General features: G+C 68.0%; 17 protein-coding genes and 1 tRNA gene. 8 read left to right on the top strand and 10 right to left on the bottom strand.

What is annotated here, in order from left to right; translation table 11 throughout:
- Position 1 precedes the first annotated feature (1 nt).
- On the bottom strand, positions 2-1,183 hold the full coding sequence (locus GGR47_RS08325) for a DUF2171 domain-containing protein (RefSeq protein ID WP_244305005.1): 1,182 nt from the start codon (positions 1,181-1,183) through the stop codon (positions 2-4).
- Between the two features lie 258 nt (positions 1,184-1,441).
- Here GGR47_RS08325 and GGR47_RS08320 point away from each other — a divergent pair.
- From GGR47_RS08320 to GGR47_RS08310, 3 genes are all read left to right on the top strand, one after another.
- Positions 1,442-1,517 (top strand) — tRNA-Ala (locus GGR47_RS08320).
- Positions 1,518-1,584: 67 nt separating this feature from the next.
- Entirely contained in the window at positions 1,585-2,331 is a 747-nt protein-coding gene (locus GGR47_RS08315) for an NUDIX hydrolase (RefSeq protein WP_147035774.1), read from the top strand.
- Complete coding sequence (locus GGR47_RS08310) at positions 2,328-3,068, top strand: extensin-like domain-containing protein (protein ID WP_147035775.1); 741 nt, start codon at positions 2,328-2,330, stop codon at positions 3,066-3,068. Before GGR47_RS08315 ends, GGR47_RS08310 begins: the two co-directional genes overlap by 4 nt.
- Before the next feature lie 15 nt (positions 3,069-3,083).
- Here the strand turns inward: GGR47_RS08310 and GGR47_RS08305 are convergent, their stop codons facing one another.
- The 4 genes from GGR47_RS08305 to GGR47_RS08290 all read right to left on the bottom strand — a co-directional run bounded on the left by GGR47_RS08305 (position 3,084) and on the right by GGR47_RS08290 (position 6,000).
- Positions 3,084-3,635 carry a hypothetical protein gene (locus tag GGR47_RS08305; RefSeq protein WP_017979977.1) on the bottom strand — a complete coding sequence of 184 codons (552 nt, stop codon included), beginning with the start codon at positions 3,633-3,635 and terminating at the stop codon, positions 3,084-3,086.
- A gap of 400 nt (positions 3,636-4,035) precedes the next feature.
- A complete protein-coding gene (locus tag GGR47_RS08300; protein ID WP_043060174.1) occupies positions 4,036-4,323 on the bottom strand; it encodes a hypothetical protein in 288 nt (95 codons plus the stop codon).
- Between the two features lie 67 nt (positions 4,324-4,390).
- Positions 4,391-5,170: a transglutaminase-like domain-containing protein gene (locus GGR47_RS08295; protein ID WP_147036936.1), complete on the bottom strand. Its 780-nt coding sequence runs from the start codon at positions 5,168-5,170 to the stop codon at positions 4,391-4,393.
- Between the two features lie 77 nt (positions 5,171-5,247).
- On the bottom strand, positions 5,248-6,000 hold the full coding sequence (locus GGR47_RS08290; RefSeq protein ID WP_043060200.1) for a Bax inhibitor-1/YccA family protein: 753 nt from the start codon (positions 5,998-6,000) through the stop codon (positions 5,248-5,250).
- A gap of 134 nt (positions 6,001-6,134) precedes the next feature.
- Between GGR47_RS08290 and thpR the strand changes: the two genes are divergently transcribed.
- The gene (gene thpR / locus GGR47_RS08285; RefSeq protein ID WP_147036935.1) at positions 6,135-6,719 is read left to right on the top strand and encodes an RNA 2',3'-cyclic phosphodiesterase; all 585 of its coding nucleotides are present in this window, start codon (positions 6,135-6,137) and stop codon (positions 6,717-6,719) included.
- Between the two features lie 29 nt (positions 6,720-6,748).
- A complete protein-coding gene (locus tag GGR47_RS08280; protein ID WP_043060171.1) occupies positions 6,749-7,282 on the top strand; it encodes a superoxide dismutase family protein in 534 nt (177 codons plus the stop codon).
- Positions 7,283-7,413: 131 nt separating this feature from the next.
- On the opposite strand, the gene GGR47_RS08275 is transcribed toward GGR47_RS08280, so the two are convergent.
- Both GGR47_RS08275 and GGR47_RS08270 read right to left on the bottom strand, forming a co-directional pair.
- Positions 7,414-8,172 (bottom strand): hypothetical protein, encoded by a 759-nt coding sequence (locus GGR47_RS08275; RefSeq protein ID WP_147036934.1) that lies wholly within the window; start codon positions 8,170-8,172, stop codon positions 7,414-7,416.
- On the bottom strand, positions 8,169-9,002 hold the full coding sequence (locus tag GGR47_RS08270; protein WP_147036933.1) for a DUF7847 domain-containing protein: 834 nt from the start codon (positions 9,000-9,002) through the stop codon (positions 8,169-8,171). Before GGR47_RS08270 ends, GGR47_RS08275 begins: the two co-directional genes overlap by 4 nt.
- 115 nt (positions 9,003-9,117) lie before the next feature.
- Between GGR47_RS08270 and lipB the strand changes: the two genes are divergently transcribed.
- The 3 genes from lipB to GGR47_RS08255 all read left to right on the top strand — a co-directional run bounded on the left by lipB (position 9,118) and on the right by GGR47_RS08255 (position 11,140).
- A complete protein-coding gene (gene lipB / locus GGR47_RS08265; RefSeq protein ID WP_183949497.1) occupies positions 9,118-9,828 on the top strand; it encodes a lipoyl(octanoyl) transferase LipB in 711 nt (236 codons plus the stop codon).
- 88 nt (positions 9,829-9,916) lie between these two features.
- Positions 9,917-10,183 (top strand): hypothetical protein, encoded by a 267-nt coding sequence (locus tag GGR47_RS08260; RefSeq protein ID WP_147036932.1) that lies wholly within the window; start codon positions 9,917-9,919, stop codon positions 10,181-10,183.
- 228 nt (positions 10,184-10,411) lie between these two features.
- A complete protein-coding gene (locus GGR47_RS08255; RefSeq protein ID WP_244305208.1) occupies positions 10,412-11,140 on the top strand; it encodes a hypothetical protein in 729 nt (242 codons plus the stop codon).
- Between the two features lie 231 nt (positions 11,141-11,371).
- Here GGR47_RS08255 and queE read toward each other — a convergent pair whose 3' ends face one another.
- From queE to hslO, 3 genes are all read right to left on the bottom strand, one after another.
- Positions 11,372-12,004, bottom strand: coding sequence for a 7-carboxy-7-deazaguanine synthase (gene queE, locus GGR47_RS08250; protein ID WP_147036931.1), 633 nt, complete (start codon positions 12,002-12,004; stop codon positions 11,372-11,374).
- A 4-nt stretch (positions 12,005-12,008) separates the two neighbouring features.
- On the bottom strand, positions 12,009-12,719 hold the full coding sequence (queC, locus tag GGR47_RS08245; RefSeq protein WP_147036930.1) for a 7-cyano-7-deazaguanine synthase QueC: 711 nt from the start codon (positions 12,717-12,719) through the stop codon (positions 12,009-12,011).
- A 176-nt stretch (positions 12,720-12,895) separates the two neighbouring features.
- Positions 12,896-13,807, bottom strand: a complete 912-nt coding sequence (gene hslO / locus GGR47_RS08240) for an Hsp33 family molecular chaperone HslO (RefSeq protein WP_147036929.1) — start codon at positions 13,805-13,807, stop codon at positions 12,896-12,898.
- Positions 13,808-13,894: the final 87 nt, after the last annotated feature.

Below are 13,894 nucleotides of genomic sequence, written 5' to 3'. Positions count from 1 at the left end.
ATCAGTAGGTGCCCGAGAAGCTCCGGTTGAGCGTCTTGCCATCGGCATCGGCGGAACCGCTCGTTCCCGTCGTGCCGGTGGTCGTTTCGCTGGCCGTCGTGGTGCTGGTCGAGCCGGTCGACTGGCCGCCATACTGATTGGTCGTGCGGTTCTGGTCGCGATCGCGATCGTCACCGAACATCGCACCGTTGCGCTCTTCATCGCGCCACGCGGCCTTCGCCTCGCTGGCGGTCTTGCGCAGCGTCACCTTGCCGTCGACCGAGTCGAGCCAGCTCGACGGGATCGAGTGGTGATGACCACCGGCAGCGGGATCGTTCTTGGTCAAGATGATGCGATCGCCGCGCACCTTGTCGACCGTGCCGACATGCTCGCCATCGGAGCCGACGACGTCCATATGCTCGTCGACCTTGTTCAGCAGGTCGCGCTGACCCTGACGGCCGGTGCGCCACGCACTGAATTCATTGCTGAACTTGGTGCGGTTTTCCTGGCGATATTCGTGATAGTCGCGGTCCAGCGCGTCGATCTGGCCACGGCGCCAGCTGTGGTAATCGTCGTCCTGCGCGCCATAGGAACGCTCGTCCATGCGCGAATCATATTCGCGGCGACGCTCCGCCTCCTCGTCACCGAACCACGAGCGGACCTCGTCTCCGGCACGCGCGAAGAAGCCGCGCTCTTCATAGTCATAGCCCTGCGGCTGACGGCCATAGCCCTGCTGCTGCGAGCGGCCATAGGCCTGCTGACCACGATCGCCGCGGTCGCCACGATAGTCGCGGCTATAGCGGTCGCGATAATTGTCGTCGTCGGCATGCTTCGAGGCACCGAAGTCTTCGAACCGGCGACCACCCGAACCGTAGCTGCCGTGATATTCGCTGGAATAGCCGCGGTTCGCATCCGCGCCATAGCGGCCACGCTCGCCATAGCGGTCGGTCTGCATGCCATAGCCGCCACCGCTGCGGCCGGTTTCGTAGCGCGACTGCTGATCGCGCTGGCCGTAGCGCTGGTTGCCATAGTCGCGGCCGCCATAGGGACGATCATCGCTGGATTGGCGATCGCGGTTGCCCATCATGCCTGCGGATTCGTAATCGCGTGCGCTCGAATAGGTGTAGTCGCGGCCTGAGCCATAGTCCCGGGTGTAGTCGTCACCACCGGAAAAACTGGCGCCGGGATAGCGGTCGTAACCCATGATCGTCTCCTTGAAAGCAAACATCCTGCGGGGTGGGCACATCGTATCGCGTGCGCCTGCTCCGGACCTAACAAGCATCAAGAGAGGGCTTCGTTCCTGTCATTAAACCTGCGGAACGACTTTGCGTCGCGTCGGACGAACGGGCTGCCGCAGGCGGGATCGACCGAATTTTTGTGGGGATACGTATCGCCGTTGTTGCATCGCCCGAATGGGGCGGCTAAGGGCAGCGCTCCCGGGCGCGGCCCGGGCCCGGGGTGCGGGGCTGTAGCTCAGATGGGAGAGCGCTGCAATCGCACTGCAGAGGTCAGGGGTTCGATTCCCCTCAGCTCCACCACCACCCCGTTTCTTGCTTTCCCACGATCGCCGGCTCCCATCGCACGCATGACGCGTTAGGATGCGCGATGGCCGACACTCCCATTCCCGCCGCTACCCTTGTCCTGTTCCGCGAACGGGCGGAGGCGCCGCCTGAGGTGCTGATGACCGAACGCGCGCGGGCGATGGCCTTTGCCGGCGGCGCGATGGTGTTTCCGGGCGGGCGGATCGATCCCGGCGACCACGCGCTCGCGACGCTGATCGGCGGGGGCGAGGATGCCGCGGCGCGAATCGCCGCGATCCGCGAGACGATCGAGGAGGCGGGCGTCGCGGTGGGCGTCACGCCGACGCCATCGGCCGAACGGCTCGCGGAAATGCGCGCGGGGCTCCACGCGGGCGAGGCGTTTGCCGACATATTGCACGCGGCCGGCCTGACGCTGGACCTCGAGGCGCTGGTGCCGTTCGCGCGCTGGCTGCCCGATCATCCCGGCATCCGTATTTTCGACACTCTCTTCTTCCTCGCCCGCGCGCCGGACGATGCCGCGCCGACGGTCGACGCCACCGAAACGGTGCGGCTGCTCTGGACGACCGCGGCGGACATGCTGGCGGCGGCGGACAGAGGCGATGCCGCGATCATCTTCCCGACGCGTCGCAACCTCGAACGCTTGGCGCAATTCGACAGCTTCGATGCCGCCGTGGCGAATGCCCGCACCTATCCGGTGCGGACGATCACGCCGCATATGGAAGTGCGAGACGGCGTGCCGCACCTCTGCCTGCCCGAGGATAGCGGCTATCCCGTCACCGCCGAACCGATCGAGGCGGTGCGACGCGGGTGAGTGCCCAGCGCACCCTTCGCCGCACGATCGGCTGGATCGCCGCAATTGCGGTGATCGGCACGGTGGCGCTGCTACTATGGGGCATGGCGCGCGGCCGGCCGCAGGACCTGCCGTGGACGCCGCTCGACCTGGGGGCGCCGATCGGGATGTTCACCGGGGCGAAGCTCGCCGCGCTCGGGCGCGATTTCCCTCAGTGTCGCGCCAAGCTGGACGCGGCGGGCGTGCGCTACACCGCCCTGTCGCCGCGGCGCGACGGCGCGCAATGCGGTTATGACGATGGCGTGCGCCTTACCGCGGGCGGCGCGCGGCAGATCGGGTTTCGCCCGGCGGGCCTGGGCATCGCCTGCCCGGTCGCGGCGGCACTGTCGGTGTGGGAATGGCAGGTGGTGCAGCCCGCGGCACAACGGCATTTCGGCAGCCGGGTCACCGCCATCGACCATTTCGGCAGCTATTCCTGCCGCCGCATCTATGGGCGCGACGCGGGTACGTGGAGCGAACATGCCACTGCCGATGCGGTCGATATCGCCGGCTTCCGGCTCGCCGATGGCCGGCGGATCACCGTTGTCGGCGACTGGACGGGGTCGGGGGACAAGCCCGCCTTCCTGCGCGAGGTACGCGACGGGGCGTGCCGGCTGTTCGCGACGACGCTGTCCCCCGACTATAACGCCGCGCACCGCGATCACCTGCACCTGGACCAGGCGGATCGCGGCGCGATGGGCTGGCGGGCCTGCCGCTGAGGCCGTTACCGGCCCTCAGTGCGGCAGCGCGGCGGAGCCGTTGTCGACCTTTTCCACCCAATGCGGAAAGAACGCCGGCTGCCGGTTCGACCAGCCCGATGCGGTCGCCGCCGCCTCACTGATCGACTGGAGCAGCTTGCGCCGCAATTCGGGATGGAGGTGAGGCAGCGCCGCCGCTGCGCAGAAGGCGCTGGGCAGCCACGGCCGCGCTTCGGCGCCAATCAGCCGTTCGTAGAGGAAGCGGAACGCCGAGAAGCTGGTCAGCCGCCCCTGCCCCAGATCGAACCCGGCCAGCGTCACCAGCGGCGCAAGGAACGGTTCGACGAGTGCGAGATCGGCATCGTCGGGCACCATCTGGCGCAGCGCTGGCAGCCCGCGGTACAACCGCGCCTGCGCCCGGATGCTCGCCGCCTCCACCACGTCGCGCGACCAGCGCGCCATGGCATCGTCGCGATCCAGCCCGATATCGAGACTGCGCCGGATGTAGCGCTGCGTCGCGGCCGGAAAGCTCGCGAATTCCTTCATTTCAGCCAGCGTCATCGCGCCTTCGGCTCTCTTGGCACCCATGATCCGTCTACCCCGCCCCATGCCTTACCAATCGCCCGACCTTGCCACAGGTTGGTTAACAACCCGATGAATGGCGAGGGTCGAAGCAGTCATAAAAGCATCATGAAACGCGCTGCATCGCAACATGCTTTGCGATGGGTGGAGTGCGGCTCGTCGCAAAAGCGGGTTTGTGTCGTGTTGGCGTAATTATCGTGCGCGACACTCCCTTCCGTCACCCCGGACTTGGTCCGGGGTCCACCGGGCCGCAGGGGGACGGCAAGAGGCTCCAACCACCCCCCTCGCCGCAGAGTGGACCCCGGAACAAGTCCGGGGTGACGGGGTGGGTGGGACTAGGGTTCGGCCCAAACAAGAACGGCGGCCCCTTCCGGGACCGCCGCGCCTTACACCAAAGCAAACCGCGTCACTTCTGCCGCGCGCGCTCCGCGTCTTCGTCATAGCCCGACGAGGGCGCTGGGTCCTGGCTGTGGACCGGCTGCGTCGACGACAGCGGATCGCTCGCGTCCATCGACTGGTCCAGCCCGGCGTCGAGCCGTGCGTCCTGGTCTTCCGGATTCTCTTCCAGACGCGCGTTGATGGCTTCGTCCTGCCCCGCGTCCTGCCGCGGATTGCGTTCCTGGTTGCTTGCCTGTTCGCCGTCCGGCGCCACCGACAGGCTGTCGAGCGCGCGCTCATCGATCCCGTTCGTCATCCCATCCTCCTGTGAGTACAGGGGAAGAACGATTGCCCGATCGTTTCCGTTCCTAGCCGGCAGACCGTCAGCCCTGCGTCACCCGCACGGTCTGCGCAACGAATTGCGCGGTGCCGAACACGGTCATGAAGGCGATGTCGGTGGCGTCGCGCCCCGCGCACACACGCGCGATCGTGTCTGCCGTTGCCATGCCGGTCGCATCGACCAGCCGCCACGCGCCGTCCAGCCACAGTTCCGCGACCGCATGGAAATCGGGCGGATCGACCCCCGGCGCATAGGCGGCGACGCAGCGCGCCGGAATCTCCCCCGCCCGCGCCAGCGCTACGAGCAGATGCGCATAATCGCGGCACACGCCCGACCGGCTGGCGAAGGTATCGAGCGCCGTCGTTTCGCCGCTGCTGGTGTTGCTGCGATACTCCAGTTCCGCCTGCACCCAGCCGGCGAGCGCGGCGGCGAGCGCTCCGCCCTCCAGCCCGGCGAAGCGGCGACGGACGAAGCCTTCCAGCCGGTCCGACTGGCAATAGCGGCTGGGCAGCAGATAGGGGACGAGCGCTCCGGCGAGTTCGCGCACCGGCGTCGCGCGCAGCGGCGCGAGGTCGACCGGCGCCCGCTCGACATCCACGGTCGCGCGATATTCCGCCTTCAGCCATTGCTCGGCGCGGATCCAGCAGCGCTGGCCGACGCCATCCTCGCCCGCCACCGCGGCGATCGGATGGTCGCTCCAGATCGTCAGCCGTTCGTCGACGATGCGCTGGTCGGGCGTTGCCGCCGCCTCGATCTGCAACAGTACGTCGGTCGGCGGGCCGATGATCGCATAATCGAGATCGACGGCGATAGTGAGCCGCATCGCTTGGCGTCCTTCACCCAAAAGAAAAGCCCGGCGGCAGCGCCACCGGGCTCGTATCCGTTACGCCGGACCGTCGATCAGTTGCGCTGCGAACCGAACAGGCGGAGGACGAAGAGGAACATGTTGATGAAGTCGAGGTACAGCGACAGCGCCGACATGATCACGGCCTTGCCGACCATGTCCGTACCCGCGACCTGGAAATACAGGCTCTTGGTACGCTGCGTGTCGTAGGCGGTCAGGCCGGCGAAGATCAGCACGCCGACCGCGCTGATGACCAGGCTCATGACGCCCGACTGCAGGAACAGGTTGATCAGGCTGGCGACGATCAGGCCGACGAGGCCGACGATCAGGAACGTGCCGAACGCCGACAGGTCGCGCTTCGTGGTGTAGCCGTAGAGGCTCAGCCCTGCGAAGCCCGCCGCGGTCGCGAAGAACGCACCGGCGATCGAGGTGCCGCTGTAGACGAGGAAGATCGTCGAGAGCGACATGCCCATCAGCACCGCAAACGCCCAGAACAGCAGTTGCAGCGTCTGCGTCTTCATGCGGCCCTGGCCGAAGCTCATCGCGAACACGATGGCGAGCGGCGAGAAGGCGACGATGAAGCCCAGACCGTTGGTGCGGCCGGTTGGGCCGACCAGCGCGTTCACCGCGCCGCTGGTGGCGAACAGCAGGGCGACGATGCCGGTCAGCAGCACGCCCGAAGCCATGTAGTTGTACACCGACAGCATGTACGAGCGCAGACCCGCGTCATATGCGCCGCTGCGCGCGGCATCGGCGCGTGAAGCCCCGAACGGCGCGGCGCTCTGCCGGGGGTCGGACCAGTTGGCCATGGTATCCAAAACTCCTTTGCCGGCGACACTGCCGGCTGTCCGAAATATCGGCCCCGACCCGTCCCATTTCAAGCGAAACCGGCTAGGATCGATCGATACGGCAACAGAACATTACAAAGGGCTTTTCGTTCATCATGTTGCGTCTCTTCGTCGCGCTCCGCCCGCCCCGCGCCATCCGTGAATCGCTGATCGCCGCGATGGGCGGCGTGCCGCATGCGCGCTGGCAGGATGACGAGCAGTTGCACTGCACCCTGCGCTTCCTCGGCGAGGTCGACCGGCCGCAGGCGGAAGACGTCGCGGCGGCGCTCGGCAGCATCCATGCGCCCGCGCCCGTGGTGCGGATCGCGGGCGTCGGGCGGTTCGAGCACAAGGGGCGGACGGACACCTTATGGGCCGGCCTCGCCCCGCACGACGCGCTGCGCCATCTGGCGCGCAAGGTCGATCAGGCGTGCGTGCGCGCCGGGCTGGCACCGGAACGCCGCGCCTATCTGCCGCACATCACGCTCGCCCGGCTGCCGCGCAGTGCGGGCATGGCGCCCGAGATCGAGGGCTGGCTGGCGGTGCATGCGGGCCTTGCCAGCGCCGACTTCGCCTGCCCGCATATCGTGCTGTACCAGAGCCACCTGGGCCATGGCGGCGCGAGCTACGAACCCGTCGCCCGCTGGCCGCTGGTGACGGCGGCGGAACCGGCACTGTCGCTGCCGGGTTCGGCCGGGTAAGAACCGGACAACTTTCAGGGAGAATTCCGATGCGCGCGATGCTGATCCTCGGCCTGTCCACGGCGGCGCTGGCCGCCTGTGCCCCCAAGGACGAGGTGGCGGTGGGAAGCCCCGTCGCCGGCGGCGCGCGCGCTGTCGCGATGCTGAAGACCGCGACCGGCGCCGATGCCGGCCGCGCGACCGCGACCGAAGTGGCCGGCGGCATCCGCTATACGCTCGACGTGAAGGGCCTGCCCGCCGGCACGCATGGCGCGCATATCCATACGGTCGGCCGCTGCGACGCGCCCGACTTCACCACGGCGGGGGGCCACTGGAACCCGACCGCGATGAAGCACGGCAGCATGAACCCGCAAGGGCCCCACGAGGGCGATCTGCCCAATCTGATCGTCGACAGCGCCGGCCGCGGCACGATCGGCATGACCGTGCCCGGCGCGACCATGGCGCAGATGCTGGATGCCGACGGCGCCGCGATCGTCGTTCACGCCGGCCCCGACGATCTGATGACCGATCCGTCGGGCAACAGCGGCGGCCGCATCGCGTGCGGCGTGTTCACCGCGGCATAAAAACGCAAGCCCAGGGCCCCAGCCCTCACCCTTCCGCGGCTGCGCCGCTCCCTCCCTCTCCCGCCGGGAGAGGGAAGGGGCCCGCGACCGAAGGTCGTGGGAAGGGTGAGGGCGTGGCCGCTCAGGGCAGGTTAGTCAGCCACCGACACCCGCCGATACGCCGCGACCGCGATCAACACGCCCGCGATCTGCGCCAGCGTCGCCACGCCCGCCGCGAACGCATGGACGATCGCCACGGCCAGCGGATTGGCCCCGCCGCCCTCCGCCGCCGTACCGCCCAGCCAGCGCGCCACCAGCATGAACGGCTGGCCTGCCAGCACCGCGCCCAGATAGACGGTGACGATCGCGCCGAGCAGCGAGAATTGCGCCTTGCGCGTCAGCCGCCACGATCGGCCGACCGCCGCCATCGCCCCCACCGGCGCTTGGGCGAACAGGATCGGGCCGGCCAGCATGAAGCGGCTCATCAGCCACAGGCCGGGCAGCAGCAGCAGATACATGCCCGCCCCCGACGGGATCGACACGACCACCATCGCCAGCAGGTAACGCGGAAACATCACCGCGGTCCGCTTCAGCGCCTCGCCCACCGTCGGCCGGGCACGGTCGAGCAGCAGGCAATAGAGCAGCGCCGTACCGAAATAGGTGATTGCATAGGCGACGACCGAGCCCAGCCCGTAATCGCCGACCCAGACGTCCAATTTGTCCATCCACGCCTGCGCGCGCGCCTGCGTGTCGGCGATATCCGGATCGGGGAACGGCAGCGGCCCGACCAGCAGCAACAGCGCATAGGTCGGCACGAACAGGAACAGGCCGGCGGCGCGCACCAGCACGTCGGCCTCACGCCGGAACAGCACCCAGGCATCGCTCAGCAAGGCGGCAAGCGTGATCCTCACGCCGCGGCCCGCGCCCGCAGCATCGCGTCGCGCGCGACGAACGCGACATAGGCCTGCGCCGAAAAGACGATCGCCACCAGCGTCAGCGCGGTCGATGCCGCCTGTGCCGCCACGGTGCCGACGAACCGCACCGTCGCCACGGCATCGCCGCCCAGCACCAGTGCGGTGACGAGGCCTGCGACCGCCTGCGCCGCCCAGCTCGCGATCATCACGACGATCATGAACAACAGCACCGCGCCGACCAGCCGCCACGTATGCCGCCGCGTCAACCGCCAGGCGCGGCCGATCGCGCCCAGCCCCAGCCGCTCGCGCAGCACCACCGCGTACAGCGGCAGCAACCGCGCGCCGACGAACAGCAGCACGACAAAGGCGACCAGCATATACAGGCCGGCGAGCAGCAGCGGCCCGGACGCCTCGGGGCTGGCCGGCGGCGTACCGTTCGCCATGGCGGCAAAGTCCAGGTGCGACATCACCAGCAGCACGATCGCCGGCAGGAAGGCGATGGTGGCGACGATGCCGAGCACCAGCATCACACCCAGTGCGGGCAGCAGCCGTTCGGTCGCCTGCCGCTGCGCCGCGGGGCGCGTCGTCGCCGGATCGGTGGCGGCGGCGATGATCGCCAGCTGCCCCCAGATCGACGCGATCGTCACCGCGATCAGCAGCAACACGACGATCGCCGATCGCAGGGCGCCGGCCGGCGCATAGGACGTATAGGCCGCATTGATCACGCCCGGCACGAACACGGTCAGGATCGCGATGCCGGCCAGCATGCCGCCACGCCCACCCAGCACCTCGCTGGTCCGGTCCCACACGTCACCCATCTTGACCATCGGCTCGCCCCCTTCGCGGTTCGCGCGCCGGACTAGCCCAACGTCCGCGGCTTGGCCACTCGCAACCGGTCCCGCACGACTTGCCAGCGTGCCGCCGCTGCCACACATGGCGACAATGAGCGAGATCGACGTCGGCACGATGCATTCCAACGCTATAGACGGGGGCCGCATCGAATGGCGCGTGTCGCCCGGCCTCACCCCCTATGACGTGGCGCTGGCCGAGATGGAGGCGCGCGCCGCCGCTGTCCTGGCGGGCGAGGCGCGCGAGCTGATCTGGCTGCTCGAACACCCGCCCGTCTACACCGCCGGCACCAGCGCCGCGCCCGGCGACCTGATCGACGCGCGCTTCCCGGTCGTCGCGACGGGCCGCGGCGGCAAATACACCTATCACGGGCCGGGTCAGCGCATCGTCTATATGGTGCTCGATCTCGGCCAGCGCGGGAAGGACGTGCGCTGCTTCGTCCATGGCGTCGAAGGCTGGGTCATCGCGGCGCTCGCGGAACTGGGCGTCTCGGCGTTCCGCGTCGAGGGGCGCGTCGGCATATGGACGACGGACGGCGGCCCCGAGGCGAAGATCGGCGCGATCGGCGTGCGCGTGCGCCGCTGGATCACGCTCCACGGCCTCGCGGTGAATGTCGCGCCCGACCTGTCCCATTTTGGGGGGATCGTGCCCTGCGGCCTGCCGGAATTCCCCGTCACCAGCCTTAAGGCCCTGGAACGCAACGCCGATCTCGCAACCTTTGACGCCGCCCTCGCGTTGACCGCCCCGGCCTTCCTGTCCTCCCTCGCCTGCCCCGCATCCCCCCGGGGAGAAAACGAGGCTTGAGGGCGGGCCGTTATGCGATTAATGTCTACCGTGATTTGGGAATTAAAGGGCCAGCAAGCCGTCCAAATCCTATTCTAGGGAGCTTCCAATGCGTGCAACCATCTCCAAGATCCTGACCGGCTCGCTGATCGCCGGCGCCGCTCTCGCCGTGTCGGCCTGCGGCCCGAAGACCGAGACGACCACCGAGAACACCATGGTCACCGACATGAACTCGACCGACGACATGGGCACCATGAGCGACAACATGACCGCCGTCGACGGCGCGTCGAACGGTGGCATGATGGCCAACGACACCATGATGGCGAACGACACCATGATGATGTCGAACACCACCACGACCACGAACGCGATGTAATTTCCCGCTTCGGGTTATTTCATTTGCGAAACGGCCGTCCGGGCAACCGGGCGGCCGTTTTCGTATCGGCGCGCACGGCAAGAGCTTTGGCACAGACCCATGGCCGAACGGGGCAACGCTTTGGCGCATTCGCGACGAAATTTGGCGGAACATGCTTAATCAGGGATTGGGTCGCCCGCCAAAACCATCTAGAATTGCCCGATATTGCTTCGGCGAGGATGGGTTCAGATGAGTAAGTTGCGGATGGGGCTCGCGCTGGGATGCGCGGCGACCAGCCTGGTGGCGGCGGCGCCCGCGTCGGCGCAGTTCTTCCTGCGATCGCACGATTATCACGGCGAGGAAGTGACGGGGACGGAGGCCAATCTGGGCCAGGTGCTGCCCGGCGCCACCCCGGTGGAGCTGCGCGCGGCGATGGCGTGGAACCTGCGCGCGGCGCTGAATGTCGCGGCGCTACAATGCCAGTTCGAACCGACGCTGCTGACGCGCGAAAACTACAATGCGGTGCTGCTCGACCATAAGGACGAACTCGCCGGTGTCTGGCAGACGCTGACGAAATATTTCACCCGCACGTCGAAGACCCCGCGCGACGGGCAGAACGCGCTCGACCAGTTCGGCACGCGCACCTATTCGAATTTCGCCACCGTCTCCGCCCAGCTCAACTTCTGCCAGACCGCCAGCGAGATCGGCCGCGACGCCGTCTTCGCGCCGCGTGGTAGCTTCGGCCCGCTGGCGCTGTCGCGCATTCGCGAATTGCGCAACAGCCTGACCCCCTACGGCGAACAGCATTTCCAGCGCTATTTGGGCCGCGATTACGCCTCCAAGCCGCGGTTCGACCCGATCTGCTGGAACAAGAAGGGCGAATGGGTGACCAAGAAGTGCGGCGCCTTCGCCTGGCCGCCCGCCGCCCCGACCACGGTCGCCGCCACGACAAAGGGCACCGAGACGGCGCAGCGCTAAGGGGATCGGGCGCGGTTCACCCCGCCCGCTCCGTCACCCGGACATGGTCCGAGATAGATTTCCGATGCAACTGGCCGTCGGTGCCCTTCGCCGCCGCCCCATCCCGATCGTCATCCCCGCGAAGGCGGGGATCCAGAACCGCCAACCTTGCGGTTCTTTCGAAGACCTGCGCGTCTGGATTCCCGCCTCCGCGGGAATGACGGTTCGTGAAAAGCGAGGGCGCCCCCGCCCCTATCGCAATCCCAGCAGCTTCTGCGTCTGGAGCGACAGCCGCCAGTGCGGGCGTTCCATCACCAGCGCGATCGCGGCGTCGACATTCGCCTGGCCGGCGACATCGTCCATCGGCTGGAGCAGGCGGTGCGCGAAGTCCCAGGTTTCGATCGCGTCGATGTCCGTGCCCGGCTGCGGCCAGACGAGCTTCAATTCGTCGCCCGATCGCTGCACCACCACGCTCCCCGCCTTGGGGCTGATGCACACCCAGTCGATACCGGGGTGGACGGGCAGCGTGCCGTTGCTCTCGATCGCGATGCGGAAGCCCGCATCATGCAGCGCATCGACCAGCGCATCGTCGACCTGCAGCATCGGCTCGCCGCCGGTCAGCACGACGAAGCGATCCGTCTGCCCCGCGCCCCAGAAGCCCGCGACCGCCGCGGCCAGCGCGCCTGCATCCGCGAACTTGCCGCCGCCGAGGCCATCGGTGCCGACGAAATCCGTATCGCAAAAACGGCAGACCGCCGTGGCCCGATCCTGCTCGCGGCCGCTCCACAGATTGCAGCCGGCGAAGCGCACGAACACCGCGCGCCGGCCCGCATTGACGCCCTCGCCCTGCAGGGTGAGGAACATCTCCTTGACCGCATAGCTCATCGCATCACACCCGGACGGCGTAGACCGTGGGGTCGGGAATCCCTGCGTCCTCGAACCCCTTGGACCGCAGGCGGCAGCTGTCGCAGGTTCCGCAATGCACGCCGCCCGGCGCGGGATCGTAGCACGACCAGCTCAGCCCCATGTCGACTCCCAGCCGCTGGCCTTCGCGGACGATATCGGCCTTGGTCATATGCTGGAGCGGCGCGTGAATCGTGAAACGCTGGCCCTCGACGCCCGCCTTGGTGGCGATCTCCGCCAGCCCTTCGAACGCCGCGATGAACTCCGGCCGGCAATCGGGATAGCCCGAATAATCCAGCGCGTTGACGCCGATGAACAGGTCGCGCGCGCCCGCCGCCTCCGCCCAGCCGAGCGCGAGGCTGAGGAAGATCGTGTTGCGCGCAGGGACATAGGTGACGGGAATGCCGCCGCCCTCTTCGGTGCCGACGCCGTCCTTGGGCACGGCGATATCGTCGGTCAGCGCCGATCCGCCGAAGGCCGACAGGTCGAGCGGCAGGATGATGTGGCGTTCGGCGCCGAGCATATTGGCGACGCGGCGCGCGGCCGCCAGCTCGACACGGTGGCGCTGGTTATAATCCACCGACAGCGCGAGCACGCGATACCCCTGCTCGCGCGCGCTGGCGGCGGAGATCATCGAGTCGAGCCCGCCGGAGACGAGCACGACGGCCAACGGTGCGGCCTGGTTCTGGTTCATCATGATCCGCCGCCCGCTAGGCGAATCGCGGCCAAAAGAAAAGGCCCGCACGGGGGGCGCGGGCCTCAAAGGGAAGGGCGCAAGCGCCCTTTTAGGGAGAAAAGCGTGCGACGCTGAAGCATCCACACGCCTGTATTAGCGGGAAATCCTTACCATCCGGTGCAGATTCGCCCCATGGCTCACGCCACCGCGGCCGCATCCGCCGGAATGGGGAATTTGGTCGCGCAGAACGCGCAATCGACCTGGATCAGCCCATTCTCGTCCGCCATCTCGCGCCGTTCCTCGGGCGTGAATTTCGCGAGCACGCTGGCGATATAGTCGCCGGTGCAGCGGCAGCCGCGCGACAGCGGTGTCGAGGCGAGTGCGCGCACCTCTTCCTCCTCATTGAACAGGCGCCAGACCAATGTCTCGAGCGGCAGCGCCGGATCGGCGAGTTCGTCGACCCCCATCGTGCGGCCCAGCGCCTCGACATGCTCCCATTCGGGGTGATCGAGCCGCGTGTGCAGCCGCTCGCGCCCCACCTCGCCCTCGGGCAGGTGCTGGAGGAACAGGCCGCCGGCAACCGTATGCCCCTCGCCGTCGCGGGCGATGCCGACGCTGACCAGGCTCGGGATCTGCTCGGACTGAACGAAATAGCTTTCGGCCGCCTGCGCCAGCGTATCACCGTCCAGCGGCACGATGCCCTGATAGCGCTCGCCGGTGGTGGCAAGATCGAAGGTGATGGCGAGATAGCCCTGGCCGAACAGCGCGAACAGCGTCGGCTTTTCCGGCATTTCGGCGAACTTGTCCGCGTCGTAATCGATATAGCCGCGCACCTCGCCACCGCGATAGTCGCACACCAGCAGGCGGACGACGCCGTTTTCGGTGCGCGTCTGCATCGTCAGCTGGCCGCTCGGGTCCTTCAGCGTCGAGCCGATCAGCGCGGCGAGCGTCAGCGCCTCGGCGAGCAGCGCCTCGATCGCGGGGGGATAGGCGTGGGCGGCAAGCACGCTGTCGAGCGCCGGCCCGAGCCGCACGACGCGGCCGCGCGCCGAGCGGCTGGGGATCGCGAAGCCGAGCGCGCGATCGAGATCGGTAGTGGAATGTTGCATGTCCGCGAGATGGGGCGTGGCACGGCGGGGGTCAACCGGGGGGCCGTACCGACCCTCACCCTTCCGCGGCTTCGCCGCTCCCTCCCT

The sequence above is a fragment of the Sphingomonas aquatilis genome (assembly GCF_014196115.1).
Classification (GTDB): Bacteria; Pseudomonadota; Alphaproteobacteria; order Sphingomonadales; family Sphingomonadaceae; genus Sphingomonas; species Sphingomonas aquatilis.
This window is presented reverse-complemented; position numbering and strand designations above follow the sequence as displayed.

Bases quoted from the DNA above. Each gene is read 5' to 3' on its own strand.
- lipB (WP_183949497.1), top strand. From the start codon at position 9,118: ATGAGCGAGATCGACGTCGGCACGATGCATTCCAACGCTATAGACGGG.
- GGR47_RS08260 (WP_147036932.1), top strand. From the start codon at position 9,917: ATGCGTGCAACCATCTCCAAGATCCTGACCGGCTCGCTGATCGCCGGC.
- thpR (WP_147036935.1), top strand. From the start codon at position 6,135: ATGTTGCGTCTCTTCGTCGCGCTCCGCCCGCCCCGCGCCATCCGTGAA.
- GGR47_RS08290 (WP_043060200.1), bottom strand. From the start codon at position 6,000: ATGGCCAACTGGTCCGACCCCCGGCAGAGCGCCGCGCCGTTCGGGGCT.
- GGR47_RS08305 (WP_017979977.1), bottom strand. From the start codon at position 3,635: ATGGGTGCCAAGAGAGCCGAAGGCGCGATGACGCTGGCTGAAATGAAG.
- GGR47_RS08315 (WP_147035774.1), top strand. From the start codon at position 1,585: ATGGCCGACACTCCCATTCCCGCCGCTACCCTTGTCCTGTTCCGCGAA.
- GGR47_RS08295 (WP_147036936.1), bottom strand. From the start codon at position 5,170: ATGCGGCTCACTATCGCCGTCGATCTCGATTATGCGATCATCGGCCCG.
- queC (WP_147036930.1), bottom strand. From the start codon at position 12,719: ATGATGAACCAGAACCAGGCCGCACCGTTGGCCGTCGTGCTCGTCTCC.
- queE (WP_147036931.1), bottom strand. From the start codon at position 12,004: ATGAGCTATGCGGTCAAGGAGATGTTCCTCACCCTGCAGGGCGAGGGC.
- GGR47_RS08270 (WP_147036933.1), bottom strand. From the start codon at position 9,002: ATGGTCAAGATGGGTGACGTGTGGGACCGGACCAGCGAGGTGCTGGGT.
- GGR47_RS08325 (WP_244305005.1), bottom strand. From the start codon at position 1,183: ATGGGTTACGACCGCTATCCCGGCGCCAGTTTTTCCGGTGGTGACGAC.
- GGR47_RS08255 (WP_244305208.1), top strand. From the start codon at position 10,412: ATGAGTAAGTTGCGGATGGGGCTCGCGCTGGGATGCGCGGCGACCAGC.
- GGR47_RS08300 (WP_043060174.1), bottom strand. From the start codon at position 4,323: ATGACGAACGGGATCGATGAGCGCGCGCTCGACAGCCTGTCGGTGGCG.
- GGR47_RS08280 (WP_043060171.1), top strand. From the start codon at position 6,749: ATGCGCGCGATGCTGATCCTCGGCCTGTCCACGGCGGCGCTGGCCGCC.
- hslO (WP_147036929.1), bottom strand. From the start codon at position 13,807: ATGCAACATTCCACTACCGATCTCGATCGCGCGCTCGGCTTCGCGATC.